This window comes from Flavobacterium croceum DSM 17960 (assembly GCF_002917885.1).
GTDB classification, from domain to species: domain Bacteria; phylum Bacteroidota; class Bacteroidia; order Flavobacteriales; family Flavobacteriaceae; genus Flavobacterium; species Flavobacterium croceum.
The window spans coordinates 70,485-96,918 of the sequence record NZ_PQNY01000006.1 but is presented as its reverse complement, the minus strand read 5'-3'; the positions used below and the strand labels follow the sequence as shown (position 1 = coordinate 96,918).

Annotated in this window: 21 protein-coding genes; 10 read left to right on the top strand and 11 right to left on the bottom strand. The window is 32.2% G+C overall.

What is annotated here, in order from left to right; genetic code table 11:
* Window positions 1-2: 2 nt before the first annotated feature.
* The 5 genes from lpxA to sucD all read left to right on the top strand — a co-directional run bounded on the left by lpxA (window position 3) and on the right by sucD (window position 3,750).
* A complete protein-coding gene (gene lpxA, locus Q361_RS05945) occupies window positions 3-788 on the top strand; it encodes an acyl-ACP--UDP-N-acetylglucosamine O-acyltransferase (protein ID WP_103725803.1) in 786 nt (261 codons plus the stop codon).
* A 41-nt stretch (window positions 789-829) separates the two neighbouring features.
* Window positions 830-1,390 (top strand): elongation factor P, encoded by a 561-nt coding sequence (efp, locus tag Q361_RS05940; protein ID WP_103725802.1) that lies wholly within the window; start codon window positions 830-832, stop codon window positions 1,388-1,390.
* Window positions 1,391-1,468: 78 nt separating this feature from the next.
* Window positions 1,469-2,404, top strand: a complete 936-nt coding sequence (locus Q361_RS05935; RefSeq protein ID WP_103725801.1) for a UDP-3-O-(3-hydroxymyristoyl)glucosamine N-acyltransferase — start codon at window positions 1,469-1,471, stop codon at window positions 2,402-2,404.
* Window positions 2,397-2,762 (top strand): nuclear transport factor 2-like protein, encoded by a 366-nt coding sequence (locus tag Q361_RS05930; protein WP_103725800.1) that lies wholly within the window; start codon window positions 2,397-2,399, stop codon window positions 2,760-2,762. The genes Q361_RS05935 and Q361_RS05930 overlap by 8 nt, the downstream gene beginning before the upstream one ends.
* A 115-nt stretch (window positions 2,763-2,877) precedes the next feature.
* The gene (sucD, locus tag Q361_RS05925; RefSeq protein WP_103725799.1) at window positions 2,878-3,750 is read left to right on the top strand and encodes a succinate--CoA ligase subunit alpha; all 873 of its coding nucleotides are present in this window, start codon (window positions 2,878-2,880) and stop codon (window positions 3,748-3,750) included.
* A 394-nt stretch (window positions 3,751-4,144) separates the two neighbouring features.
* On the opposite strand, the gene Q361_RS05920 is transcribed toward sucD, so the two are convergent.
* The 8 genes from Q361_RS05920 to Q361_RS05885 form a co-directional block, all read right to left on the bottom strand.
* Window positions 4,145-4,645: a hypothetical protein gene (locus Q361_RS05920; protein WP_103725798.1), complete on the bottom strand. Its 501-nt coding sequence runs from the start codon at window positions 4,643-4,645 to the stop codon at window positions 4,145-4,147.
* A complete protein-coding gene (locus tag Q361_RS05915) occupies window positions 4,642-5,190 on the bottom strand; it encodes a DUF2867 domain-containing protein (protein ID WP_103725797.1) in 549 nt (182 codons plus the stop codon). Before Q361_RS05915 ends, Q361_RS05920 begins: the two co-directional genes overlap by 4 nt.
* Before the next feature lie 43 nt (window positions 5,191-5,233).
* Window positions 5,234-5,515 (bottom strand): hypothetical protein, encoded by a 282-nt coding sequence (locus Q361_RS05910; protein ID WP_103725796.1) that lies wholly within the window; start codon window positions 5,513-5,515, stop codon window positions 5,234-5,236.
* A 5-nt stretch (window positions 5,516-5,520) separates the two neighbouring features.
* Window positions 5,521-7,155, bottom strand: coding sequence for a M1 family metallopeptidase (locus Q361_RS05905; protein WP_103725795.1), 1,635 nt, complete (start codon window positions 7,153-7,155; stop codon window positions 5,521-5,523).
* Window positions 7,156-7,201: 46 nt separating this feature from the next.
* Window positions 7,202-8,881, bottom strand: coding sequence for an RluA family pseudouridine synthase (locus tag Q361_RS05900; protein ID WP_103725794.1), 1,680 nt, complete (start codon window positions 8,879-8,881; stop codon window positions 7,202-7,204).
* A gap of 6 nt (window positions 8,882-8,887) precedes the next feature.
* On the bottom strand, window positions 8,888-9,655 hold the full coding sequence (locus tag Q361_RS05895) for a carboxypeptidase-like regulatory domain-containing protein (protein WP_103725793.1): 768 nt from the start codon (window positions 9,653-9,655) through the stop codon (window positions 8,888-8,890).
* Window positions 9,656-9,737: 82 nt separating this feature from the next.
* A complete protein-coding gene (locus tag Q361_RS05890) occupies window positions 9,738-11,594 on the bottom strand; it encodes a DEAD/DEAH box helicase (RefSeq protein ID WP_103725792.1) in 1,857 nt (618 codons plus the stop codon).
* A 136-nt stretch (window positions 11,595-11,730) separates the two neighbouring features.
* Window positions 11,731-12,231, bottom strand: coding sequence for a GNAT family N-acetyltransferase (locus tag Q361_RS05885; RefSeq protein ID WP_103725791.1), 501 nt, complete (start codon window positions 12,229-12,231; stop codon window positions 11,731-11,733).
* 111 nt (window positions 12,232-12,342) lie between these two features.
* Here Q361_RS05885 and menD point away from each other — a divergent pair, with 111 nt between their 5' ends.
* Together menD and Q361_RS05875 are read left to right on the top strand one after the other, a co-directional pair.
* On the top strand, window positions 12,343-13,998 hold the full coding sequence (gene menD, locus Q361_RS05880) for a 2-succinyl-5-enolpyruvyl-6-hydroxy-3-cyclohexene-1-carboxylic-acid synthase (protein WP_103725882.1): 1,656 nt from the start codon (window positions 12,343-12,345) through the stop codon (window positions 13,996-13,998).
* Window positions 13,999-14,015: 17 nt separating this feature from the next.
* Window positions 14,016-14,846 (top strand): CvfB family protein, encoded by an 831-nt coding sequence (locus Q361_RS05875; RefSeq protein WP_103725790.1) that lies wholly within the window; start codon window positions 14,016-14,018, stop codon window positions 14,844-14,846.
* Between the two features lie 23 nt (window positions 14,847-14,869).
* Here Q361_RS05875 and Q361_RS05870 read toward each other — a convergent pair whose 3' ends face one another.
* Window positions 14,870-16,180, bottom strand: a complete 1,311-nt coding sequence (locus tag Q361_RS05870; RefSeq protein ID WP_103725789.1) for a PDZ domain-containing protein — start codon at window positions 16,178-16,180, stop codon at window positions 14,870-14,872.
* Window positions 16,181-16,284: 104 nt separating this feature from the next.
* On the opposite strand from Q361_RS05870, the gene Q361_RS05865 reads away from it, so the two are divergent.
* Window positions 16,285-17,481 (top strand): pyridoxal phosphate-dependent aminotransferase, encoded by a 1,197-nt coding sequence (locus Q361_RS05865; protein ID WP_103725788.1) that lies wholly within the window; start codon window positions 16,285-16,287, stop codon window positions 17,479-17,481.
* Window positions 17,482-17,582: 101 nt separating this feature from the next.
* Here Q361_RS05865 and Q361_RS05860 read toward each other — a convergent pair whose 3' ends face one another.
* Together Q361_RS05860 and Q361_RS05855 are read right to left on the bottom strand one after the other, a co-directional pair.
* The gene (locus Q361_RS05860; RefSeq protein WP_103725787.1) at window positions 17,583-19,571 is read right to left on the bottom strand and encodes a KUP/HAK/KT family potassium transporter; all 1,989 of its coding nucleotides are present in this window, start codon (window positions 19,569-19,571) and stop codon (window positions 17,583-17,585) included.
* 134 nt (window positions 19,572-19,705) lie between these two features.
* Complete coding sequence (locus tag Q361_RS05855; RefSeq protein WP_103725786.1) at window positions 19,706-22,246, bottom strand: ATP-dependent Clp protease ATP-binding subunit; 2,541 nt, start codon at window positions 22,244-22,246, stop codon at window positions 19,706-19,708.
* Between the two features lie 265 nt (window positions 22,247-22,511).
* Between Q361_RS05855 and gyrA the strand changes: the two genes are divergently transcribed.
* A complete protein-coding gene (gene gyrA, locus Q361_RS05850) occupies window positions 22,512-25,013 on the top strand; it encodes a DNA gyrase subunit A (protein WP_103725785.1) in 2,502 nt (833 codons plus the stop codon).
* Window positions 25,014-25,090: 77 nt separating this feature from the next.
* On the top strand, window positions 25,091-26,401 hold the full coding sequence (locus Q361_RS05845; RefSeq protein WP_103725784.1) for a tetratricopeptide repeat protein: 1,311 nt from the start codon (window positions 25,091-25,093) through the stop codon (window positions 26,399-26,401).
* The last annotated feature ends 33 nt before the right edge of the window (window positions 26,402-26,434 follow it).

Below are 26,434 nucleotides of genomic sequence, written 5' to 3'. Positions count from 1 at the left end.
TTATGAATCAACCATTAGCATATGTACATCCAGGGGCTAAAATTGCAAAAAATGTTGTAATTGAACCCTTTACAACAATACACAATAATGTAGAAATAGGAGAGGGCACTTGGATTGGTTCAAATGTAACCATTATGGAAGGAGCTCGTATTGGAAAAAATTGTAACATTTTTCCTGGAGCTGTAATTTCTGCAGTACCACAAGATTTAAAATTTGGCGGAGAAGACTCTCTCGCTATTATTGGAGACAATACCACTGTAAGAGAGTGTGTTACCATAAATAGAGGTACTATAGCTTCGGGGCAAACCGTTGTTGGTAAAAACTGTTTAATTATGGCCGCAGCACATATAGCGCATGATTGCCATATTGGAGATAACGCTATTTTAGTAAATGGTGTACTCTTAGGAGGTCATGTTACGGTAGGAAATTATGCTATTATTGGCGGACTTTCGGCTGTACATCAATTTATTAGTATAGGTGATCATGCTATGATTTCTGGTGGATCTTTATTGCGAAAAGATGTACCTCCTTTTACCAAAGCAGCAAAAGAACCTTTATCTTATGTTGGGATTAACTCTGTAGGATTAAGAAGAAGAGGTTTTTCTACAGAGAAAATTAGAGAAATACAAGAAATATACCGCATTTTATATCAAAAAAATTACAATACTTCTCAAGCTCTAGGTATTATAGAAGCCGAAATGGAAGCTACACCAGAAAGAGATGAGATTATCCTTTTTATTAGAAATTCATCGAGAGGAATTATGAAAGGATACTCAGGAGGATATTAAACAAATAAACATCAATAACAATTAACAAATAATAAATTAAAATGGCATCTACGGCAGATATTAGAAACGGACTTTGTATCAAGTTTAATCATGATATTTATAAAATTATTGAATTTCTTCATGTAAAACCAGGTAAAGGTCCAGCATTTGTAAGAACCAAATTAAAATCATTAACAACAGGAAAAGTATTAGACAACACTTTTTCAGCAGGACATAAAATAGATGTTGTTCGTGTAGAAACACACACCTATCAATATTTATATAACGAGGGAGTAGATTTTCATTTTATGAATACCGAATCATACGAACAAATTACATTAAACAGAGATGTACTTGATGCTCCAGATTTATTAAAAGAAGGTACAAACGTAATGATTCAGGTAAATACAGAAACCGATATGCCATTGTCTGTAGATATGCCTGCTTCTATAGTATTGGAAGTAACCTATGCAGAGCCCGGTGTAAAAGGTAATACCGCTACCAATGCTACCAAACCAGCTACTGTAGAAACAGGTGCTTCGGTAAACGTACCTTTATTTATTAATGAAGGAGACAAAATAAAAATTGATACTGCAACAGGAAAATATATAGAAAGAGTATAACGAGAGTTATTATCTTATAAAATTTGAAAATTTGAGAATTTTCAAATTGATTTATTTTCAAATTTTCAAATTTAGCAAATGAAGTTTCCAAAACCACATTCGTTACAAGAAATTGCAAAAATCATCAACTGCCAATACATTGGTAGTGATGATTTTCCTGTATTGGGTATGAATGAAATTCATGTAGTAGAATCAGGTGATATTGTTTTTGTAGACCACCCCAAGTATTACGATAAAGCACTACAATCTGCAGCTACAATAGTACTCATTAACAAAGAAGTAGCTTGTCCAGAAGGTAAAGCGTTATTAATATCAGACGATCCTTTTAGAGATTTTAATAAATTAAGCCAACATTTTAAACCTTTTGTAAGTAGTTCTACCTCTATAGCCTCTAGTGCTACAATAGGTAATAATACCATAATACAACCCAATTGTTTTATAGGTAATAATGTAACTATTGGTAGCAATTGTATCATTCATGCAAACGTAACAATCTACGACAATTGTGTTATTGGAGACCATGTAATTATACATTCTGGAAGTATTATTGGAGCTGATGCTTTTTATTATAAAAAACGCCCAGAAGGGTTTGACCAGTTACTTTCTTGTGGGAGAGTTATTATAGAAGATCATGTAGGCATTGGTGCTGCTTGTACTATAGACAAAGGTGTTACTGGAGATACAACTATAGGTTTTGGTACAAAAATAGACAATCAAGTCCATGTGGGTCACGACACACAAATAGGTAAAAAATGTTTAATTGCAGCTCAAACAGGTATTGCAGGCTGTGTAGTTGTTGAAGATGAAGTTACACTTTGGGGGCAAGTTGGTACTACAAGCGGAATTACTATTGGAACAAAAGCTGTGGTATTGGGACAAACCGGAGTAACAAAATCTATAGAAGGAGGCAAAGTATATTTTGGTACACCTGTAGAAGATTCTAGAGAGAAACTAAAACAATTGGCCAATTTAAAAAGACTTCCACAGTATCTTTCCAGACTTAAAAATGAGTAAAGCTAGAACAATTGTATCTGAATTTTATATGCCCGATGTTTTACTTGATGTTGAGGCGGTAAGTACATTTTTGCACGAAGATGTTTTGTTGGAATGGAATAGTACCAAAGGCTTTGTGGCGATGCACAAACACGATATTTTAGAATTATCAAAAGATTTAAAAAAAGCTTATATAAAATCTATCATACGAATAAGTCATTTTGTAGCAGAAGAAAATAAAGTAGCATTGCGTTACTCTCATTTTGTTAAAACTATAGAAAACCCAAACGAAGAGATGCTATTGGCAAACTTTTGTGTTTTTTGGGAACTTAAAGACGGTAAACTTTACAGAGGCTATCAAATGAGTCAGTTTTCTTAAAATGATATATAGAAAATTAGCAAATTTCATTAAAAAACTAATACTAAATAGCAAGATACTAATTAGTAATTAGTATTTTTGCTACACAAATTCAATAAATCAAACACACAATATTATGAGCGTTTTAGTAAATAAAAATTCTAAAATAATAGTACAAGGTTTTACAGGAAGTGAAGGTACATTTCATGCAGAACAAATGATTGAATATGGAACCAATGTAGTAGGAGGAGTAACTCCAGGAAAAGGGGGAAGTACACATTTAGGAAGACCAGTTTTTAATACGGTTCAAGATGCTGTAAACGAAGCAGGTGCAGATACATCTATTATTTTTGTTCCGCCAGCTTTTGCTGCTGATGCTATTATGGAAGCTGCCAATGCAGGTATCAAAGTAATCATTTGTATTACCGAAGGTATTCCTGTAGCCGATATGATTAAAGCATACGACTATGTAAAAGATAGAAATTGTAGACTAATAGGGCCAAACTGCCCAGGAGTTATCACTCCAGAAGAAGCAAAAGTAGGTATTATGCCAGGTTTTGTTTTCAAAAAAGGTAAAGTAGGAATCGTATCAAAATCGGGTACACTTACTTACGAAGCAGCTGACCAAGTAGTAAGACAAGGTTTTGGTGTTACAACAGCTATAGGTATAGGTGGAGACCCAATAATTGGAACAACTACAAAAGAAGCTGTAGAATTGCTTATGAACGATCCAGAAACAGAATGTATCATCATGATTGGCGAAATTGGAGGACAACTTGAAGCCGATGCTGCAAAATGGATTAAAGCAGACGGAAATCGTAAACCTGTAGTAGGCTTTATAGCAGGTGAAACGGCTCCAAAAGGTAGAACTATGGGACATGCAGGAGCTATTGTTGGAGGTTCTGACGATACTGCTGAAGCTAAAAAACGTATCATGAGAGAATGCGGAATACATGTTGTAGATTCACCTGCAGAAATAGGTAAAAAAGTAAAAGAAGTTTTAGGATAAATAAAATTCTTACTGTATAATAAAAAAACGGAGTTCTATTAGAATTCCGTTTTTTTTTATATCATATTAAAAATCTACTCTACTTTTAAATGAATCACGCTGTAAAATATAGTATCAATTACATCGATCATTCTTTTAATATCTAGCGTGCTCATTTGATCAGTTTTTGATGGTAATTTATATTTCTGTAAAATGTTGTATTCAACCAAAATACCAAACATATCAAAATGGCGGTCTTATACTAAACATTTTACCGTTTTGGGTATTGCCGAAGTTTGGGTTTTAATAGCACAAAGGTACATAAAATGTTCAAATGTTCGATTTAGCACTTCATCCCCGTTTTTGACAATACCTTGTTGGCGGTTCATTGTTTTTAATTTCATTTAGGTTTTTGTCAATTTGTTTTGAATTTATTATAGATTTCTAGACTGCAAATAAAGAGTATAAGTAAACGAATTATGTTAATAAAACTCCAAACTATTGCAAGCCATTTCAAATTAATTTGATTATTGACTTCTTTACTAAAATACAACTTGTCATTAATTTGAAAAACAGCAATTACGGTTAAAATATTTACAATAATTATCAATGTGGTTACTAAAATTAGAGATTTGTATTGTAATTTATTTAAGCGTTTTCTATTTATCCAGATATATAACAAACAAAATACAGTGAGTGTTGCAGGTAATATATGATAATGAGCAGGATTAACTATATAATGAAATTTACTCCAATAAACAGAAATTTCTTTTGGATTATTAGCTAATAAATAATTTGGTATAAAATCTATTTGCTCATATAAATAGCCAAAAAAACTCATTAACAATGAAAATATAAGGACATATATTATTGTATTAAAATTTATTTGCTTTGCATTTCTAAAAGTTTGCATCATTTGTTTTTTGAGTCATCTATATTATTAATTATACCCTTTAAAATTTTTGGAACTATTAATTTATGAAATGGTCTAACAGGTAGAAAATAAAGTCTACCAAACCAGTTGTTAAATTTTACAGTTGTTGAAATAATTAAATTTTTATCCGTTTTGTTTTCAGTTTGCTTGTCTATTAACAAAGAAACCCTAAAATTCAAATGCTTATCGTCTTCGCCCAAAATAACTTCGTTTTCCGTTTTGTCGAATACTTTAAATAGTCCAAGTTGTTCGCCTTTTTCACATTTAAAATTGTCAAGCATTTTTTGTCTGTCTGTTATTCTGCCAGAAGTTTTTAATCCTAATAGTCTAACTAATTTATTTCGCAACACAAATAAATTGTCAATCCATTTTGGTCCGCTTGAAAAGAACAATTTTCCGATTTTAGTAATGTCAATATTTCCATTTTTGTCAATAAAATTTCCTTGAAAACTGTCAATATAATCATAAGATTTTTCGTCAATTTTTAGAAGTGATTTATCAGGAAGTTTGGCTTTACTTATTGTCATTTTAGTTTGATATTTTAGCTGTATCGTTTTTTTATAATGACTGCTAACTTTTGGATTTTCCGAAATTGCAAATTACATTTTTGTAAAATTTAACATCAACAGTATATTCTTGATAATGTGTTTTTTGAGAGTATTTTGAAAATTCGTTATAAATATATTCCGCTACAGTATTGAGAGCTTCAATATTTTTATAGTTTCTATAAGGTTTGTTTTTTGTAATTTTAGTAAAATGCTCTATTACTTTCAAAGTGTCTGTTTGAGCTGTGCTGGTGTAAATTGACAGAATAAAAAATAGGATTGGTAAAAATAAACGGTAGTTTTTCATAATTTTTAATTTACATCCAAGTTTATATAATATTTGCTGATGTCTACTTTTATTTGTTTTGCTTTTTTACTTTTTAAATCGAGCTTTTGCCAGCTATTGGTTGCCTTAATTTTATATTCTTTGCCATCAATTTCAAGTACAATTGGCATAGAAAAATTGGGTTCGGTTGTTACCCATCGATATTCCAAAAACTTTTTCTGTTTGCTTATTTCTAGCTTAGGTATTGTAGTGTAACGTAAATACTGATTAAATATTGCAGTATAGTCACGCTGTATATATTGATTAAAGTAATCTATTACAGTTTTTGTATCGATAATTTTATGTTTAAAAGTTGTACTATAATCATACAATAATTTCCACCAAAGTTCATCATTATCAATACAATGACGTAATGTTTGTAATAGCATAGCGCCTTTTGGATACATATCGCCGCTACCTTCTCTATTTACGCCATAAATTCCAATAATAGGTACATCATTTTTTACATTTTTTTGTAATCCTTTGGCATATTTTAAAGCAGCATCATAGCCTTGAGTACATTCTACATACACAATTTCTGCATATTGTGTAAAACCTTCGTGTATCCACATATCGGCAATATCTGCCGATGTAATACTGTTGCCAAACCATTCATGTCCAGATTCATGAATAATAATGAAATCAAATTTCAAACCAACTCCAGTACCCGACAAATCCATACCCAAATATCCTTTTCTATATTTATTACCATAAGCTACAGCACTTTGATGCTCCATACCTAGATAAGGTGTTTCTACAAGTTTGTACCCATCATTTTCAAAGGGATAAGGTCCAAATTTACTTTGAAAACAATCAAGCATTGGTTTTACTTCTTCAAATTGAATTTTTGCTTTTTCGAGATTTTCTTTCAATACATAATAATCTAAAGAAAGATTTTTATATACATCTTCAAAATGAGCGTAATCGGCAATATTTAAGGTAATATCATAATTGTTTATAGGGTTTTTAACTTCCCAAGACCATAATGTATAATTGTCTTTTTGAGGTGTAGTGCGTATCAATTTCCCATTTGAAACATTCATCAACCCATTTGGAACAGCTATTTCTACCAATGCACCATAATCAGGCTCATCGGTTTGAGAGTCTTTACACGGATACCAAATGCTAGCGCCTTTTCCTTGTACAGCAACGCCTATCCAAGGTTTTCCTTGTGCATCTTTTTTGTACACAAATCCACCGTCCCAAGGTGCATTTTTTGCTTCAATAGGATTTCCTTTATAATATATAGTGATGTTTTGAGTGGTGTTTTCTAGATTATTTTCGGCACTAAAATCAATAAATACAGCATGAAATTCACGTTGATAATTCATTTTTTTATTTTTAAATACAATAGAATCTATGGTCATATTGTCAAATAGGTCTATTTGCATTTTTTGTAACGGACGAATTGTTTTAAACGTAATTTCATTAAAACCTTCAATGTATTTTTTTTCGGGTATAACTTTTAAGTTTAAGTGATATTTTAAAACATCATAATTTGTTCGCTCTGGTCGTAAACCTCCTTGTAATGTATCTTTTCTTGTAGGTTTTTGTTCTTGAGCAAGAGTTGTTACTTGGCTAAGTAATATGCCAAAAATGTATAGTAAAGTTTTAATTTTCATGTATTTATTTTTTAATCAGTAGTTTTTTTATTATAAAATTAAATGATTATTCATAAGACGAATTAAAATCTATAGGGTTTTCTATGGTTAAAAGTTCTTGTGTTATAGGATGCGTAAAAACTAATTGGCTAGCGTGTAAGCAAAGTCTTTTGTTTTTTGTGCCATACAAATCATCTCCAACAATGGGAGTGTGTAAACCCAAATGATGCGAGGCATGAACTCTTAATTGATGCGTTCTACCAGTAATAGGGTAAAAATGAATTAAAGTTTTTCCGTTTTGTGTAGCAATCACTTCATAATCTGTTGTGGCAGGTTTACCATATTCATAACAAACCATTTGATAGGGTCTATTGTCTAAATCTACCCGCAACGGCAAGTCTATTCTTCCTTTTGGTGTTGATATCACTCCGTCTAACAGAGCAATATAAGTTTTCTTTATTTTTCTCTGAATAAATTGACTTTGCAAGGCAGTATAAATATCAATTGTTTTTGCAATAAGCATGAGTCCAGAGGTAGACATATCTAGTCTATGTACCACCAATGGTCCAGTGGCTTTTGGAAACATTTGTTGTACTCTAGTTTGTACAGAGTCGATTATTTCTTTACCGGGAACCGATAAAAATTCTTCGGGTTTGCAAATTACTGCCAAGTAATCGTCTTCATATATAATTTTTAACTCTTTTCCTTCGGCAGGATTGATTGCCAACATATTTTTGTCGGTTTTAATACCTTGAAGCATATGCGATAAAATAGGTTTGCATTTTCCTATACAAGCAGGGTAGTATTGCTTATGTTTTTTAATTTCAGATTTTGGAGATTGTCCCCACCAAAATTCTGCCAATGCAATAGGTTTTAGCTGATGAGTAAATGCATAATGCAAAAGTTTTGGAGCAGCACATTCTCCAGCGCCTGCAGGAGGATTTTGCTGAAATATTTCGCCCAAACTTTTAGATTCTTGATATTGATTTAAAAACGAATAATTTTCAAACAATTGTTGTTGTAGGCTAGCCGATTTTTGTTTTCGTTTTTCTTTTAATGTAGCTAATTGTTCATCAAATATTTGAACTATTTTTTCTTGATTTTCTATACAATAATTCCAATATTTAGTAGCTTTTTTTAGCAGTATGCTATCATTTTTACTCGCTTCGTTAAGTTGATACAGTAATTGTTCTACATCTTCATTATGAGATTCTAATGCTTTTTTACGCATTGTATCGCGAAGTAGTTTGTTTGATTTATTTTTCTCTTTTAAATACGATAAATCGGTTGTTGCTTTTTGTTTTATTTCGGCTAAAAGAGATTTTTCTTTTATATAATCTACATTATTTTCAAATGCCTCAATTTCTTTGTTGTATTGATTGAGTAATTCTTCTCCTTTTTTATAAAAACCATTTTTTTGAAGTGTATCAAAAACAGGAGGCACAAAAAATGAAATATAATTACTTTCGGCTAGTTTGCCAGAAAATGCAGCTAAGTATGCAAGAGATTTATTGGGCAGTTCTACAACCAACACACCAAACATTTTGCCGATAATTAAACCGTTTTGGTGAGGTTGTAACCCAAAATTGTGTTCAAAATCTTGTTGTTTTACGAGATATTCTTGAAGTTCTTCGGCAGCAATTTTAGCTAACGTATGTGGTGTGTAATAAAAAGGGAATGTAAATTTTTGGGGCAATGCAATACTCGAAACATCGGTATTAAAATGCCTTACACAATTTAGTTCCATACTGATTTAATTTTTCTTTAATACCTTGTATTCTTCATAACATTGACTTATTGCGTCAAGTATTTGCAAATCATTGGCAGTTTCTATAAAAGTCTCAGAATAGTTACAATTGGTAAGAATTTCGGCAATTTCTTTTTTATCAATTCCTAAAAGTACGGCTATGGTTTCTCGGTCAAATTTTGTTTCGAGTAAATTACGAACCTTATCATCTTTTTTCATGTCTTTAAGTTTCCGTAATTCTTTAGGTTTTTTAGCAAAGAAATTATAGAGCATATCTGCTGGATTGAATATAGAATTCATAACTCTAGAGAATGCTTTTGGTGAATTTTCGCCTGCTTCATAGGCATTTGGAAGTCCCGAAATACTGTAGCGGTAACTTACTGTTTTTTCTGGAATATACTTTGTGTCTATTTCTAAATAACCCGTAAGGTTGTATTTTCTTACTTTTACTTCTTCTAGCGCAATTGCTTTTTCTGTAAGATAAATTTTTGTAGAACCTTTTTTTATCCAGTCGTTGGTTACTCTTACTCGAATAGATTGAAATCCAATCATAGATATATGTAAGGTGTCATTGGCTTCGGCCTCAATTTCAAAATAGCCAAATTCATTAGTTGAAGCGCCTTTTGCCTTATCAATATTAATAATATTAACATTAATCAAAGGCATTAAATTTTGGCTATTGTGTATGGTTGCAGAAACTTTCTGGCGTTGAAAATTTTGAGCAGAAAGTGTAAGTGGAATAAAAACCAATAAAAAAACTGTAATATATCTCATAGTACTTTTATGAAAGTTTAAAAGTAATAACTCTATGCGATAAATTACAGTTTTTTTGTAATTATTATCAATTAATTAACAGTTATGCGTTTCGGCTTCTTCTGCTTTTAGCTTGTTCAAATGAGCGCGTATTGCTTTTGTTTTCTGAACGTCTAGCTGGTTTATCTGAAGTAGAAGTACGCTCTCGTCTAGATGAAAAACCTCTCTCAGAATTATTTTCAAAGTTTCTTGGTTTAAAACCTGTTCCGCTTCGATCTCTACGTTCTCTCTTGTCGCTACTTCCAGATGATTTTCGACCATTATGATCTCTACGTCCGCTATTGCGTGAACCTCCGTCGTTTTTAGAAATTTCAACATTAATGCGTCTTCCTTCTAGTACAAAACCATTCAAAGTATCCATTACTTTGTCTACATGTTCTGCATCTGTATTAAAGAAAGAGAAACCTTCTTTAACATCTACTTTAAATACATCATCTCTGCCTAAATCTAGAGTTTCTTTTAAGAAATCTTTTAAATCCATCCAGTTAAAATTATCTCTTGATCCAATATTGATAAAGTATCTTACTGCATCTCCAGCTTCAAAAGTTCTAGCTTCGCTATTGCGTTCGCCACGCGTTTCATTAGATAAATCTTTTTTCTTTTTATAATAATTAAGAAAACGATTAAATTCTACAGAAACCATTTTTTTAATTAATTCTTCTTTCGATAAATCTTGTAAAACATCGTTTATAGCAGGTAAATAGCTATCTATTTCATGATCTACTTCGGTATCTTTGATTTTGTTGGCTAAATGCAACAATTGAATTTCGCAAATTTCAATACCAGATGGAATAGGTTTTTCTTCAAACTTTTGTTTGATTATTTTTTCTATTGCATGAATTTTTCTCAATTCACTTTTGGTAACAATTACAATAGAGGTACCAAGTTTTCCTGCACGACCTGTTCTTCCAGAGCGGTGGTTGTAGGTTTCTATTTCATCGGGTAATTGGTAGTTTACTACGTGTGTAATATTATCTACATCTATACCACGAGCTGCTACATCGGTAGCAACCAACATTTGTATTTGTCTACCGCGAAACGATTTCATTACCCCATCGCGTTGCGCTTGCGATAAATCTCCATGCAAAGCAGCAGCATTGTAACCATCTTCAATAAGTTTTTCGGCTATAGCTTGAGTATCTCTTTTTGTTCTACAAAAAACAACCGAAAAAATATCAGGGTTTGCATCTGCCAATCGTTTTAATGCTTCATATCTATCACGAGCATTTACTACATAAAATTCGTGCGAAACTGTAGATGATCCAGAATTTTTTGCACCAACAGTAATTTCTTCGGGCGAAACCATGAATTTTTTGGCAATTCTAGCAACTTCTGCAGGCATTGTAGCCGAGAATAACCATGTATTTTTCTCATCTGGAGTGTCAGACAATATAGAAACAATATCGTCGTAAAAGCCCATATTGAGCATTTCGTCTGCTTCATCAAGAATACAATAATTAATATTCTTAATGTTTACAAAGCCTCTATTTATCATATCTTGCATACGACCTGGTGTTGCAACAATAATTTGAGCGCCTCGTTTTACATCTTTGGCTTGTTCGGTTATGCTTGCACCTCCATAAACTGCCACTGTATGTAAACCTTTTACATATTTTGAGTATTGTTTAATCTCGTTGGTAATTTGTAAGCATAATTCTCGTGTAGGAGAGAGTATTAAAGCTTGAGTGCTTCTATCTTCTGCATCGATTTTTTGTATTAGCGGAAAACCAAATGCCGCTGTTTTCCCTGTTCCTGTTTGCGCAAGGGCTACAAGATCTGTGTTTTGTTCCAATAGTACTGGAATCGCCTTTTCTTGGACTTCTGACGGATTTTCAAATCCTAGATCTTTTATCGCCAGCAGTAGCGATTCATTCAGACCTAATTGTTCAAATTTATTCATAAAGTATTTTAAATTGGTTACAAATGTACGTTTTATAAACCACAATTGCTAATATGTTGTGTAATTGGTTGTTAAATTATTACTACTTAAAATACTTGATTGGCATTAATTTTTAAAATATTATTAAAAATTAGCCTTATTTATTGATTATTTTCTGAACAAAAGTCGTGTCGAGCCAATGGTTAAATTTAAATCCTATTTGTTTCATTTCACCTACAATTTCAAATCCTTTTTTTACATGAAAATCGATACTGTTTTTATTTTTAGAATCAATAACCCCTATCATTACATGTTTGTTTTGAACTTGAGCAAGCTCGATAAGTTTGTCCAACAGAGCACTACCAATGCCTTTATGATGAAAATGATGATCTACATAAACAGAGTGTTCTACAGTATATTGGTAAGCATCTCGGGTTCTAAACTCGCTGTAGTAGCCAAATCCTACAATTTTTTCATCTATTTTGGCTGTTATAATAGGAAAGCCTTTATCTAATTTATCTTGAAAAATTTGTTCTTGGTGTTCTATTGTACGCAAGTTGTAATCGTACAATGATGTGGTGTTTTGAATGTTGTAATTGATAATTTCTATTATAGAAACCAAGTCATGGGGTTGATATGTTTGTATAACGATAGACATAGCTAAAACTTTATTGTTTCAAATGTAAGTAATAATGTGAAAGAAATTTACGGTTTAAAAAGTAAAAATTCTTTTATTAGTGTAATTTTGCAACTTATACTAGCATTAAAAATGATTTACCCTAAAATTCCGTTGGCACAATCTGTAATTGAGATTTTTAAAGCCAAAGGTGTTCAACATATTGTAATTTCACCAGGTTCTCGAAATGCTCCTTTAACCATTGGTTTTACGAGCAATCAAGATTTTCAAACCTATAGCATTCCAGATGAACGCAGCGCTGCATTTTTTGCTTTGGGTATGGCACAACAACTTCAAAAACCTGTAGTCGTAGTATGTACTTCGGGTTCGGCACTTTTAAACTATTACCCTGCTTTGGCAGAAGCATTTTACAGTCAAATACCTTTTATTGTAGTATCAGCCGATCGTCCAAAAGATAAAATAGATATTGGAGATGGGCAAACGATACGTCAAGAAAACGTGTTTGAGAATCACAGTTTATACAATGCCAATTTAGCAGAAAATGCTTCAAAAGATAACGATGCCTTAATTTGTAATGCTATAGATATAGCAATAGATAAATGCGGCCCCGTGCATATAAATGTTCCTTTTGAAGAGCCTTTGTATCAAACAGTAAATGAGTTACAAGTTTCTGTAAATATTACTACTCTTGAAAAAGAGCCGAATGAGCCTATAGATTTTTCGGAGTTTTTATACACATGGAATACAGCTCGTAAAAAAATAGTTTTAATAGGCGGTATGTATCCTAATGTTGTTGAAAAACAATACATAGAAGCTTTAGGAAATGACACTTCGGTACTTGTACTAACAGAAGTAACTTCAAATGTACATCACAACAATTTTATCAATCATATAGATACCCTCATTACCACTTTTAGCGAAGAAGATTTTGAAAATTTTAAACCTGAAATCTTGCTTACATTTGGAGGAATGATTGTTTCTAAACGTATTAAAGCTTTTTTTAGAAAATATAAACCCAAAGCGCATTGGCATGTAGATACTTTAAGAGCTTACGATACTTTTGGAGTGCTATCGCAACATTTTAAAATAGATGCCAATCAATTTTTGAAAATAGTCTATCAAAATACTCCACCAAACAGTAGTAATTATCAGCATGAGTTTTTAAAAATAAATGCCTCTAGAAAAATAAATGCTGTACAATATTTAGAACGCATTCCGTTTTCTGATTTAAAAGTTTTCGAAGTATTACTAAAACATTTACCTCATACTATACAATTGCATATTAGCAATAGTTCACCCATACGATATGCACAATTATTTGAAATAGATTCAAGTATAGAAGTGTTTTGCAATAGAGGCACAAGCGGTATAGATGGTTGTACCTCTACAGCTATTGGAGCTGCTGTAACTACCAGCAAACCTACGGTTTTTATTACAGGCGATATAGGTTTCTTTTACGATAGTAATGCCTTATGGAACAATTATATTCCTCATAATTTTAAATTAATACTAATTAATAATAGAGGAGGAGGTATTTTTAGAATTCTACCTGGGCATACCGAAAATGAAGTATTCAATACATATTTTGAAACCCAACATACGCTTACAGCAGAGTATTTGGCAAAAATGTATGGGCTAGATTATTTTTCGGCACAAAATCTAGAGGACTTACAGCAAACGTTGCCTTATTTCTTTGAAAATAATGATGCCCCAAAAATTTTAGAAATAATTACACCAACAACCATTAATGATGAAGTTTTGCTCCATTTTTTTGAAGCAATGCGCTAATTTTACAAAAAGTATTTATGCAAATAGGAAAATTCAATACATTAACTATAGATAGAGCTACCAAAGTAGGTTTGTTTTTAACCGATGGCAATCAAGACGTTTTATTACCTCAAAAATATGTACCCAAGGGTTATGAAATAGGCGAGGAGATATCCGTTTTTATTTATTTGGATCACGAAGAGCGTTTGGTGGCTACTACATTAAAGCCTTATGTACAACTTCATGAATTTGCGCATTTAAAAGTAAATTACATCAACAAATTTGGTGCTTTTCTAGACTGGGGATTGGAAAAAGATTTGTTTGTTCCGTTTAAAGAGCAAGCAAACCCTATGGAAAAAGACAAACGATACTTAATATATGTCTATCTAGACGATCAAACCAACAGATTGGTAGCTTCTAGTAAAACCAATCAGTTTTTTGAAACTAAAAATATAGAATTAGAACCCAAGCAAGAAGTTGAGGTTATGATTTCTCATTTTTCAGATGCAGGAATTAATGTAATTATCGAAAATAAATATAAAGGTTTGGTATATGCCAATCAAGTTTATGAAAACGATTTAAAACTAGGTAAAAAGCGAAAAGCCTACATACAAAATATCAGACCCGATGGCAAAATAGATGTTGTGTTTCATCCAATAGGTGTAGACAATATTGAACCTGCAGCTCAGCAAATTTTGGAAGAACTTAGAGCAAATAAAGGTTTTTTAGCATTAAACGATGATTCACACCCAGAAGAAATAAAAACAGTTTTAAAAATGAGTAAAAAATCGTTTAAAAAAGCTATAGGTTCGTTATACAAAGCGCACAAAATTCGTATTACTCCACAAGGTATCGAGCTGGTTTCTTAAGAAAGAGTGATTGTTGATTAATTTTATAATATCTTTTCCAACTTAAAATTGATTTCTAATTCTATATTTTTTCGAGTAATTTCCAACCGAATTGTTTTTCCCTCTTCTTCTTTTAACATTTCATTTATTTTTTGAAGCGAATAATTATAGCAACGAGTTCCATTTATAGATTTTATAATATCGTCTTTTTGTATGCCTGCTTTTTCTGCAGGAGAGTTTGGTCTAATGGCAGTAATTACAAATATTGGTTTTAAATCAAACTTGTAGCTAAAATCTTGTATTACTTTTTCTCCTTTAGAATTAGATAAATTGCTTTGAATTTTTTCTTGAACCCATTCAAGTCCTTGATGTCCTATTTCTATACCAGACATATTGTATTGAAATGGATCTTGATATTTTTTATTAGGTTTTACATATAACTTTTCCTTTTGATAATCAAAAACGAGATTAAAACGACTCAATAACTCGCCACCTACAGAGCCTTTTCGGCTACTCAATGAATTAATATTTTGTATATATAAAGAATCCGGAAAAGCAACAATAGGTTCTTTTATGTTGTAAGTTCCAAACTTAACCTCTTTCAATCTACCTCTAAGTCCATACACCTCACCACTAGCTCCTTTACCTAAATAATCAGAAATTGTTTTTTCGGGAATTTTAATTTCTGCATGATGAAATACCCAAAAGGCATCTCCATTGCCTGTATCTACCAAAAAATTATTTTTACTTTTATCAAGCACCACATCGTTAATTTTTTCAATAGCAATGTAAGGTTTGCCTTTGTCAAAAGTAAGAGGTATAGAAGTATACTTTGTTTCTAATTTCTTTTTCCATTTTTTAGATACAGTATTATATACTATTACTTGATGCTTTTGATAGTCAATTTGTATTGGATAATTTTCAAAAAAATAATACCCAATAATACCATTTACAGTAACACCAAGTTGAGAAGAAATATTTATATCTTCATCGAGTACTAAATATAAGGTATGATTTTCATCGGTATATCCATTAATAGAAACTTTATTATCTACAGAACGATAACCCAAAAACGGATCTTTTTTACCAAAACCTGTTATCTCTATACTTTCTATATTTGAAAAATTAACGGTATTAGAATCTTCTAAGCTAAATAAAACCGTTTCTTTTACTCCTGTGTCCAACAGAAAATTTAGTTTAACCCCATTTATTTCTAGAGGAATAATAACAAGATTGTTAATAAATTGAGCTTGTATTACAATTTTATCTTTGGTAGTATTACAATGAAATCCACTTTGTGCAGTAGATATGGTAGAGTATAGCAACAATAAAAATAGTAGCTTGTATTTGAGCATAAAACTATATTTTTATAAAGTTATTAAAAAGGTATGATATTTACAGTTAAAACATAGATTTTAAACAAAAAAATTGCAAATTTGCATTTCAAAAATAAAAAATCATGCCAAATATTTCTAGAAAAGGAATGGAGATGCCTCAATCTCCCATACGCAAATTAGTACCTTATGCAGAAGCTGCTAAGAAAAAAGGACGAAAAGTGTACCATTTAAATATAGGACAACCCGATATAAAAACACCACAAGTAGCACTCGATGCTATAAAAAATACCAATATTACAATACTTGAATACAGTCACTCGGCTGGTTTTGAAAGTTATAGAAATAAACTTGCGGCGAGTTATCAAAAAATAGGTTTACCAATAGCTACAGAAGATATTATTGTAACTACAGGAGGATCTGAAGCTTTGTTATTTGCGCTAGGTAGTACTATGGATGCAGGAGACGAAATTATAATTCCAGAACCATTTTATGCAAATTATAATGGTTTTGCAGTATCATCTGGAGTAAAAGTAGTGCCTGTAGTTTCGGGAATTGAAAATGGTTTTGCATTGCCTCCAATATCCGATTTTGAAAAACTAATTACCAATAAAACCAAAGCGATACTTATTTGCAATCCAGGTAATCCTACGGGGTATTTATATTCTAAAGAAGAAATACAACAATTGGCAAGTTTGGTACAAAAACATGATTTGTTTTTAATAGCTGATGAAGTGTATCGCGAATTTGTGTACGATAATGAGCAACATTATTCTATTATGAATATTGCAGGTATCGAAAACCATGCAATTATGATAGATTCTGTTTCTAAACGTTACAGTATGTGTGGCGCCAGAATAGGTTGTATAGTTTCTAAAAACAAAGAAGTGATGACGGCAGCTTTAAAATTTGCCCAAGCTAGGTTAAGTCCTCCAACGTATGAACAAATAGCAAGTGAAGCAGCTCTAGATACGCCAAAAAGTTATTTTGATGAAGTGATTGAAGAATACAAAGAACGTCGCGATGTATTGGTACGAGAGTTACATAAAATAGAAGGTGTTACTGTAGCTGTACCCAAGGGAGCCTTTTATTGTATAGCTAAATTGCCAGTAAACAATGCCGACGATTTTGCTCAATGGTTATTAGAATCTTTTGAACTTAACAACGAAACTGTTATGGTAGCGCCTGCTGCTGGTTTTTATTCTACGCCAAATATAGGTTTATCTGAAGTTCGTATTGCGTATGTGTTAAAGAAGGAAGACTTGGTAAAATCGTGTGAAATATTAAAGGCAGCCTTAATAGAATATAAAGCCTTATCTTGATTTCTAAAATATTAATAGGTATAAAAAATGCCCCAAATAGTGTCTAACTTTTTGGGGCATGTTCAATTTCATTAAACCTTTTTTATTGTAGAATATTATTTTTAATTATGTGAATGAAAATTCTCGACACGTTTCATTCCAATAATTTCTGGTGCGTGTAAAACAAGAGGGAATTGCTCTATTTTTACAGAACTACTATCCAATCCAAAACCTTTTTCTTCAGATAAACTGAATTTTTTAAGGAAGAAATAAGAGTTCATAACAATGTTTTCAAAGAAAGTTAAGTCACTATCATTAGATAAGAATTTTTCTGATAGTACAAATTTAAAGTCTCCTATAATATTATTTTTATTTAAAGATTCGTAACGACTTGTAATGTCTACTTCGCCATTTTTTACCATATCTTTAATTACTTCCTTAAACATCAAATTAATTTTTGTAGGTTCTCTAAATCCTAAATAAAAATCAATTCTATAAATATCGTCTTTAATAATTTCTGAAACTCGGTATTCTTTTCTATATGGCTCCCCCAAAATATTAACATGTATAAACCAATAAATATCGGCTCTTTTAGGTCTTTTTTGTAAAATAGAATACATTACTTTTTCTTCAATTTCATCTATTCTATTCGAATTGGTCATATATACCAAATGTGTAGCATATTTCGGAATAGATAGATCCAAACTCAACTCGGCCAATACTTTTTTGTAGGTTTCAATTTTTACAATTTTAGTATAATTCTTACTAATGCGTTTTGCCATAAACCAAGTTCCCATAATTGCAATGAGTAACGAAGCTATAATTAAAGTAACAAAACCTCCGTGTGTAAATTTCGGCAAAATTGCTCCCAAAAAGCTAAATTCTATGATAGAATATATAGCGATAAGAGGAATAATAAAAGACATATTTACACGCTTCAATATTAAATAGAAAGTAAGTAATATGGTAGTCATAATCATACAAAGCACAATAGCTAAGCCATAGGCATGCTCCATATTTCCAGATTCTTTAAAGTACAAAACAATACCAATACAACCAAGTAATAATAGCCAATTTATAGATGGTATATACAGTTGTCCTTTTAATTCGGTAGGATAATTAATTTTAACTTTGGGCCAAAAATTAAGTCGCATAGCTTCATTTATTAAAGTAAATGAACCACTAATTAAGGCTTGCGAAGCAATTACAGCAGCTAGTGTAGCAATTACAACCCCAATAGGTTGAAACCAATCACTCATAATTAAATAAAATGGATTTCCAGCTTCGCCACCTAATTGTTTTAAAGTTTTACCTTCATGAGTAATTAAGTAAGCACCTTGTCCAAAATAATTAAGTAACAACATTAGCTTTACAAATATCCAACTTATTCTAATATTTTTTCTTCCACAATGCCCCATATCAGAATATAAAGCTTCGGCTCCTGTAGTACATAAAAACACAGAGCCCAACACAAAATAACCTTCTGGGTGTGCTTGAAGTAAATGGTATGCGTAATAAGGGTTTATCGCTTTGAGTACAGATAAATCATCAAAAATATGTATCATGCCAAGAATTCCCAACATACTAAACCAAACAAGCATCATAGGAGCAAAGAATTTACCCACCAATTTAGTTCCAAATTGCTGAATGGTAAATAGCACAATTAAAATACCAATAACAATGGCTTGTATGGTTGAGGTTTCCATAGGCAAAAAGTTATTTATACCTTCTACAGCAGATGAAACCGAGATTGGAGGGGTAATAATACCGTCTGCAAGTAGTGCACTACCTCCAATAATTGCAGGCACGATGAGCCATTTTATTTTGGTTCGCTTTACTAAGGCATATAATGCAAAAATTCCACCCTCACCATGATTATCGGCACTTAAGGTAATAATTACATATTTTAATGTAGTCTGCAATGTAAGTGTCCAAAATATACAAGAAATTCCGCCCAAAACTATATCTGAAGTAATTGCATAATTTCCAAGAATGGCTTTCATTACATAAAGTGGAGAAGTACCGATATCTCCATAGATAATGCCAAGGGTAACTAATAGACCTCCTAAACTAAGTTTACTATGAAGGTCGCTATGATTGTGTGTACTCATGATGTGTAAAAAGTTCACAAATTTAGTGTTTTTACAAAATCAAATAAAAAAAGCATCGAAAAATATCGATGCTTTTTTTATTTGGAGAAGGTTTCTTGAAATTTTAAACCTGTTTTTTGTATAAAAAAGTATTTTTAAGCTTCACTTTCAGCCTTATTTACTTGTACACTAAGCTCTTCTATTCCTTCTTCTTTGTCCATGATAATTTCATCGCCTGCCATAATTTTTGATGTAATAATTTCTTCGGCCAAAGTATCTTCTACATATTTTTGAATAGCTCTTTTCAAAGGTCTAGCTCCAAATTGCTTATCGTAGCCTTTTTCGGCAATAAACGCTTTAGCACTATCGGTCAAAATCAATTTATAGCCTAAATCTGCAATACGAGCATATAGTTTTTTAAGCTCAATTTCGATAATTTTGTCAATATCATGTTTTTCCAAAGCATTAAATACAATAACATCATCTATTCTATTTAAAAATTCTGGAGCAAAAGTTTTCTTTAAAGCATTTTCAATCACACTTTTTGAATGTTCATCTGCTTGCGCTACTTTGGCAGAAGTTCCAAAACCAACACCTTGTCCAAAATCTTTAAGTTGGCGTGCACCAACATTCGAAGTCATAATGATAATGGTATTTTTAAAATCGATTTTTCTGCCCAAACTATCGGTTAAATAGCCATCGTCTAAAACCTGAAGCATCATGTTAAATACATCTGGATGTGCTTTTTCTATTTCATCGAGTAAAACAACACAGTAAGGCTTTCTTCTTACCTTTTCTGTTAATTGTCCGCCTTCTTCATAGCCAACATATCCTGGAGGCGCACCTACCAATCTAGATATAGCAAACTTTTCCATATACTCACTCATATCGATACGAACAAGTGCGTCTTCAGAATCGAATAGTTCTTTGGCTATTACTTTGGCCAACTGTGTTTTTCCAACGCCTGTTTGCCCTAAAAATATAAACGAACCAATAGGTCTATTTGGATCTTTTAAGCCAGCACGATTTCTTTGTATTGAACGAGCAATTTTCAACACGGCTTCGTCTTGACCTATAACTTTACCTTTTATTAAATCGGGCAAATTAGCAAGTTTATTACTTTCTGTTTGTGCAATTCTATTTACAGGAATTCCGGTCATCATAGAAACTACATCAGCAACATTGTCTTCGGTAACTTCTATTTTATTATTTTTAGAGTCTTCTTCCCATTTTTCTTGGGCAATAGCCAAATCTTTTTCTATTTTTTTCTCATCATCACGCAATTTGGCAGCCTCTTCATATTTTTGTTTTTTAACAACCGAATTTTTTTGTTCACGCACTTCTTCAAGTTGTCTTTCCAAATCGAGTATTTGTTTTGGTACATCAATATTCGTAATATGAACACGAGAACCTGCTTCATCTAGAGCGTCAATTGCTTTATCTGGCAAAAAGCGTTCAGACATATACCGATCTGTAAGTTTTACACAAGCTTCTATAGCTTCTGGCGTGTAAATTACATTGTGATGATCTTCATATTTAGCTTTAATATTGTTAAGAATAGTAATGGTTTCAGGTACCGATGTAGGTTCTACTATTACTTTTTGAAATCTTCTTTCTAAAGCGCCATCTTTTTCAATATATTGTCTATACTCGTCTAGGGTTGTAGCACCAATACATTGTATTTCGCCACGAGCTAAAGCAGGTTTAAACATATTCGAAGCATCGAGAGAACCTGTTGCTCCTCCAGCACCTACAATTGTGTGAATTTCATCTATAAATAAAATAATATCGTCATTTTTTTCAAGCTCGTTCATCACGGCTTTCATACGTTCTTCAAACTGCCCTCTATATTTTGTGCCTGCTACAAGCGAAGCCAAGTCTAGCGTAACAACACGTTTGTTAAATAAAATGCGAGATACTTTTTTTTGTATAATTCGAAGCGCTAAGCCTTCGGCTATGGCCGATTTACCAACTCCAGGTTCTCCAATAAGTAATGGATTGTTCTTTTTTCTTCGGCTAAGTATTTGAGAAACTCGTTCAATTTCTTTTTCTCTACCTACTACAGGGTCGAGTTTACCTTCTTCGGCAAGTTCTGTTAAATCTCGCCCAAAGTTGTCCAATACAGGAGTTTTAGACTTTTTATTGGTTTTACCACTCGGACTATTAAAACTTCCTTCTTTCATACCCTCATCATTTCCTGAATCTTCATGGTACGATTCGTTTCTTGGCAAATTATCTGAAAAATCTTCTTCTTGTGGTGTCATATTTACATATTGTTCTTTAGCTGATTCGTAATCAATTTTTAATTTATTAAGCAATTTGGTTGTAGGGTCATTTTCATTTCTTAAAATACATAAAAGTAAATGAGCTGTACTTATAGAAGAACTTTGGAACACTTTGGCCTCCAAAATAGTTGTTTTCAAAGCTCTTTCTGCCTGACGTGTAAGGTGTAAATTCTTTTTCTCGATGTTAATATCTGGCGTAGTATTGGCAGGGCTTAGCACCTCTACTTTATGTCTTAATAAATCTAAGTCTACATTCAAATTATTTAAGATTGAAATAGCTTTACCATTACCGTCGCGCAAAATGCCAAGCATAAGGTGTTCTGTGCCAATATAATCATGACCAAGCCTTAATGCCTCTTCTTTACTGTATGCTATTACATCTTTTACCCTTGGAGAAAAATTATCATCCATAATAGAAATCAATATAGTTTTTTTGTAAAAATAATAATTATTGTTTTAAATTCTAAACAAAAACCGTGCAATACTATTTTGTGTCAGCTAATAGACAAAAATAACAAAACATAAAAAAGACAATCTTTACTTTTTTATCAACCAATACAAAGATATTTTTTGTTGATAAAAACCGTAAAATACTACAAAAAAACACGTTAAAAAAATAAAAAAAGCTGTATATTGCACGTTTGAATTTTAATTATTAAATTTTAAATATAAGAATATGTCAGACGGAGAAAAGCTGATTCCTATTAACATAGAAGACGAAATGAAATCTGCCTACATCGATTATTCGATGTCAGTAATTGTTTCCAGAGCCTTACCAGATGTGAGAGATGGTTTAAAACCAGTACACCGAAGAGTTTTGTACGGAATGTATGACTTGGGCGTTTTTTCAAATAGAGCACATAAAAAATCGGCTAGAATTGTTGGAGAAGTTCTAGGTAAATACCACCCACACGGAGATTCTTCTGTATACGATGCTATGGTGCGTATGGCTCAAGAATGGAGTTTACGCTACTTATTGGTAGATGGGCAAGGTAACTTTGGATCTATAGATGGTGATAGCCCTGCTGCTATGCGTTATACAGAAGCGCGTATGAAAAAAATGTCAGAAGACATAATGGCAGATATTGATAAAGAAACGGTAGATTTTCAACTTAATTTTGACGATACATTACAAGAGCCTACCGTAATGCCTACTCGTATTCCAAACCTGCTTATCAACGGAGCATCGGGTATTGCTGTAGGTATGGCTACCAATATGCCTCCACATAATTTATCTGAGGTAGTAGATGGAACTTTAGCGTATATTGACAATACAGAAATTGAAATTGATGAGTTAATGCAACACATCAAAGCTCCCGATTTTCCTACAGGAGGTGTAATATATGGCTATGATGGCGTTCGCGAAGCATTTAAAACGGGTAGAGGACGCATTGTGCTAAGAGCCAAAGTAGGTTTTGAAGAAGTAAACGGAAGAGAAGCGATAATTGTTACCGAAATACCTTATCAGGTAAATAAAGCGGAAATGATTAAAAAAACCGCCGATCTTATCAATGATAAACGAATTGAAGGAATATCAAACATTCGCGACGAGTCGGATAGAAGCGGAATGCGTGTTGTTTACGAATTAAAAAGAGATGCAGTACCCAATGTAGTACTCAATATGCTTTTTAAATATACCCAACTCCAATCTTCATTTAGCGTGAACAATATTGCTTTGGTAAACGGTAGACCGCAAATGTTGAATTTAAAAGATTTAATTCACTATTTTGTAGAACACCGTCACGATGTTGTTGTAAGACGTACCAAATATGAATTAAGAAAAGCCGAAGAACGTGCACATATATTAGAAGGTTTAATTATTGCTTCCGATAATATTGACGAGGTTATTGCATTAATAAGAGCTTCAAAAGATGGCGACGAAGCAAGAGCCAAACTTATAGAGCGATTTAATTTATCTGAAATTCAAGCTCGTGCTATTGTAGAAATGCGTTTAAGACAACTTACAGGTCTTGAACAAGATAAATTGCGTGCAGAATATGAGGAAATCATGAAATTAATTCAGCACTTAAAAGATTTGTTAGACAACAAAGATTTAAGAATGAATTTAATTAAAGAAGAACTCCTCGAAGTAAAAGAAAAATATGGTGACGAAAGACGTTCTCAAATTGAATATTCTGGAGGCGATGTAAGTATCGAAGATTTAATTGCCGATGAAAATGTAGTAATTACCATATCTCACGCAGGATACATTAAGAGAACTTCATTATCTGAATATAAAACACAAAATAGGGGTGGTGTAGGTCAAAAAGGAGTAGCCACAAGAGATCAAGACTTTTTAGAGCATTTATTTGTAGCTACAAATCACCAATACTTATTGTTCTTTACCCAAAAAGGTAAGTGTTTTTGGATGAGAGTGTACGAAATACCAGAAGGTTCAAAAGCAAGTAAAGGGCGTGCTATTCAAAACTTAATAAATATCGAGTCAGACGATAAAGTAAAAGCGTTTATTTGTACACAAGACTTAAAAGACGAAGAATACACAAATAGTCACTATGTAATTATGGCTACCAAAAAAGGAATTGTTAAAAAAACACCTTTGGAGCAATACTCACGTCCAAGACAAAATGGTATAAACGCCATAACAATTCGAGAAGACGACGAACTATTAGAAGCAAAACTTACCAATGGCGAGAGCCAAGTACTTATTGCAGTTCGTAGCGGTAAACTCGTTCGATTTGAAGAAGGCAAAACACGTCCAATGGGTAGAACAGCATCGGGTGTAAGAGGTATAACACTTGCAAACGATCAAGACGAAGTAATTGGCATGGTTTCTGTAAACGACATGAATAGTGAAATATTGGTAGTTTCTGAAAAAGGCTATGGTAAACGTTCTTCACTAGAAGACTATCGTATTACAAACCGTGGAGGTAAGGGTGTAAAAACATTAAATATTACCGAAAAAACAGGAGCTTTAGTTTCTATAAATAGCGTTACCGATGCAGATGATTTAATGATTATAAATAAATCGGGTATAACTATACGAATGGAAGTGTCAGATTTAAGAGTAGTAGGTAGAGCCACTCAAGGGGTTCGACTTATCAACATAAAAGGAAACGATTCTATTGCTGCGGTAACCAAAGTAATGAAAGAAGACGAAGAAAGTGCTGAAGATCAATCTGAAAATTCTGAAATTGAAGCATCAAACAACGAAGAATAATTTTAATTTAAAAGTTTACTGCAAGTTAGGAGCAATTCTAAAATTGTACTAAACAATAAAACAAAATGTAATAGATTATGAAAATTAAAAATTTAATTGTCGCTGGTACTATTATGCTATCAGTTGCAACTTTTGCTCAAAAAGATGAGCTTAAGACATTAAAAAAACTTTACGCAAAAGATTTTATAAAAGGAGAAGACTTAGCAACCTACAAAGCTACAATTTCAAAATTGGAAACTTTGGCTACAGAAGAAGGAGACAAAGTTTATACAAATTTCTATAAAACCATGTTACCTTTTATAGAAATGAACAATTTAGGGCCAAATCCAAACCCTGCCGAATTAATGAAATTATTAAATCCTACAGCCATTACAAACTTTGCTACCGGATTGAATGCTACCTTAGAATACGAAGCCAAAACAGGTAAAAAAGTGTATACAGATGATATTAATGAAACTGTTGCTGGAATTAAACCTGCGCTTTGGCAAATGGTTGTTGCCTACGATGGTATGAAAAAGCATAAAGAAACCGCCGATGTGTTGTACGCTACTTATACATTAGACAAAAAAGAGAAAGAAAAATTATACTATGCTGCAAACTACTATATCCAAGCAAAAGAAAATGATAAAGCGTTAGAATGTTTTCAAACATTGAAAAAAGAAGGATATACAGGCGAAGGAACAGCATATTATGCTACGAACAAAGAAACAAAAAAAGAAGATTTGTTCAACACAAAAGAAGAGCGTAACTTATTTGTACAATCTGGAACACACGAAAAACCACGTGATGAAAAAATCCCTTCAAAAAAAGGAGAAATTGTCAAAAATATCGCGTTAATATTGGTAGAAAAAGGTAGAACAGATGAGGCTAAAGCTGCATTTTTGGAAGCTAGAAAAGAAAATCCAAACGATGTAGGACTTATTATCGAAGAAAGTAATATGTACTACCGATTAAAAGACATGAAAAAATACCAAGAATTGGTAAACGAAGCTTTAGCAAAAAATCCAAATGATCATGAATTAATTTACAATCTTGGGGTAGTTTCTGCAGAAGCGGGTAATTATGCAGATGCCGAAAAATATTACAACAAAGTAATACAATTAAAACCTGATTATTACAACGCTTACTTAAACCTTTCAGATTTAAAATTAAAACCAGATGCAAAAATTGTAAAAGAAATGAACGCTCTAGGTACATCTGATAAAGATATGAAAAGATACGAAGTACTAAAAGCCGACAGACAAAAAATATTCAACGAAGCATTGCCATTACTAGAAAAAGCCTACGAACTTAAACCCGATGATGAGGTTGTAAAAAGCAATTTGATGTCTGTTTACAATTTCTTAGAAATGACAGATAAATACAAAGCTTTAAAGGCTAAAAAATAAAGCAGTATAAAGATTAGAACCAACAAAAAAAGG

What these genes read in the sequence shown, in the direction of transcription:
- Q361_RS05895 (WP_103725793.1), bottom strand. Translation starts at nt 9,655, where the DNA reads ATGAGATATATTACAGTTTTTTTATTGGTTTTTATTCCACTTACACTT.
- Q361_RS05845 (WP_103725784.1), top strand. Translation starts at nt 25,091, where the DNA reads ATGAAAATTAAAAATTTAATTGTCGCTGGTACTATTATGCTATCAGTT.
- menD (WP_103725882.1), top strand. Translation starts at nt 12,343, where the DNA reads ATGATTTACCCTAAAATTCCGTTGGCACAATCTGTAATTGAGATTTTT.
- Q361_RS05900 (WP_103725794.1), bottom strand. Translation starts at nt 8,881, where the DNA reads ATGGAACTAAATTGTGTAAGGCATTTTAATACCGATGTTTCGAGTATT.
- Q361_RS05860 (WP_103725787.1), bottom strand. Translation starts at nt 19,571, where the DNA reads ATGAGTACACACAATCATAGCGACCTTCATAGTAAACTTAGTTTAGGA.
- gyrA (WP_103725785.1), top strand. Translation starts at nt 22,512, where the DNA reads ATGTCAGACGGAGAAAAGCTGATTCCTATTAACATAGAAGACGAAATG.
- efp (WP_103725802.1), top strand. Translation starts at nt 830, where the DNA reads ATGGCATCTACGGCAGATATTAGAAACGGACTTTGTATCAAGTTTAAT.
- Q361_RS05890 (WP_103725792.1), bottom strand. Translation starts at nt 11,594, where the DNA reads ATGAATAAATTTGAACAATTAGGTCTGAATGAATCGCTACTGCTGGCG.
- Q361_RS05885 (WP_103725791.1), bottom strand. Translation starts at nt 12,231, where the DNA reads ATGTCTATCGTTATACAAACATATCAACCCCATGACTTGGTTTCTATA.
- lpxA (WP_103725803.1), top strand. Translation starts at nt 3, where the DNA reads ATGAATCAACCATTAGCATATGTACATCCAGGGGCTAAAATTGCAAAA.
- Q361_RS05910 (WP_103725796.1), bottom strand. Translation starts at nt 5,515, where the DNA reads ATGAAAAACTACCGTTTATTTTTACCAATCCTATTTTTTATTCTGTCA.
- Q361_RS05920 (WP_103725798.1), bottom strand. Translation starts at nt 4,645, where the DNA reads ATGATGCAAACTTTTAGAAATGCAAAGCAAATAAATTTTAATACAATA.
- Q361_RS05870 (WP_103725789.1), bottom strand. Translation starts at nt 16,180, where the DNA reads ATGCTCAAATACAAGCTACTATTTTTATTGTTGCTATACTCTACCATA.
- Q361_RS05875 (WP_103725790.1), top strand. Translation starts at nt 14,016, where the DNA reads ATGCAAATAGGAAAATTCAATACATTAACTATAGATAGAGCTACCAAA.
- Q361_RS05905 (WP_103725795.1), bottom strand. Translation starts at nt 7,155, where the DNA reads ATGAAAATTAAAACTTTACTATACATTTTTGGCATATTACTTAGCCAA.
- Q361_RS05935 (WP_103725801.1), top strand. Translation starts at nt 1,469, where the DNA reads ATGAAGTTTCCAAAACCACATTCGTTACAAGAAATTGCAAAAATCATC.
- Q361_RS05865 (WP_103725788.1), top strand. Translation starts at nt 16,285, where the DNA reads ATGCCAAATATTTCTAGAAAAGGAATGGAGATGCCTCAATCTCCCATA.
- Q361_RS05930 (WP_103725800.1), top strand. Translation starts at nt 2,397, where the DNA reads ATGAGTAAAGCTAGAACAATTGTATCTGAATTTTATATGCCCGATGTT.
- Q361_RS05915 (WP_103725797.1), bottom strand. Translation starts at nt 5,190, where the DNA reads ATGACAATAAGTAAAGCCAAACTTCCTGATAAATCACTTCTAAAAATT.
- sucD (WP_103725799.1), top strand. Translation starts at nt 2,878, where the DNA reads ATGAGCGTTTTAGTAAATAAAAATTCTAAAATAATAGTACAAGGTTTT.
- Q361_RS05855 (WP_103725786.1), bottom strand. Translation starts at nt 22,246, where the DNA reads ATGGATGATAATTTTTCTCCAAGGGTAAAAGATGTAATAGCATACAGT.